The 819-nt window shown below is 53.2% G+C and carries 1 rRNA gene; it reads right to left on the reverse strand.

What is annotated here, in order from left to right:
• Positions 1-819 (reverse strand): 23S ribosomal RNA (locus AC2LB6_RS24595); the annotation flags it as partial.

Raw genomic sequence — 819 nt, forward strand, 5'->3', positions numbered from 1 at the left:
AGTGTCGCTGCCGCAGCTTCGGTGCATGGTTTAGCCCCGTTACATCTTCCGCGCAGGCCGACTCGACCAGTGAGCTATTACGCTTTCTTTAAATGATGGCTGCTTCTAAGCCAACATCCTGGCTGTCTGTGCCTTCCCACATCGTTTCCCACTTAACCATGACTTTGGGACCTTAGCTGGCGGTCTGGGTTGTTTCCCTCTTCACGACGGACGTTAGCACCCGCCGTGTGTCTCCCGTGATAACATTCTTCGGTATTCGCAGTTTGCATCGGGTTGGTAAGCCGGGATGGCCCCCTAGCCGAAACAGTGCTCTACCCCCGAAGATGAGTTCACGAGGCGCTACCTAAATAGCTTTCGGGGAGAACCAGCTATCTCCCGGTTTGATTGGCCTTTCACCCCCAGCCACAGGTCATCCGCTAATTTTTCAACATTAGTCGGTTCGGTCCTCCAGTTAGTGTTACCCAACCTTCAACCTGCCCATGGCTAGATCACCGGGTTTCGGGTCTATACCCTGCAACTTAACGCCCAGTTAAGACTCGGTTTCCCTGCGGCTCCCCTATACGGTTAACCTTGCTACAGAATATAAGTCGCTGACCCATTATACAAAAGGTACGCAGTCACCCCCATAAAGAAGGCTCCCACTGCTTGTACGTACACGGTTTCAGGTTCTGTTTCACTCCCCTCGCCGGGGTTCTTTTCGCCTTTCCCTCACGGTACTGGTTCACTATCGGTCAGTCAGGAGTATTTAGCCTTGGAGGATGGTCCCCCCATATTCAGACAGGATACCACGTGTCCCGCCTTACTCATCGAGCTCACAGC

The sequence above is a fragment of the Pantoea sp. RCC30.1 genome, from assembly GCF_058148845.1.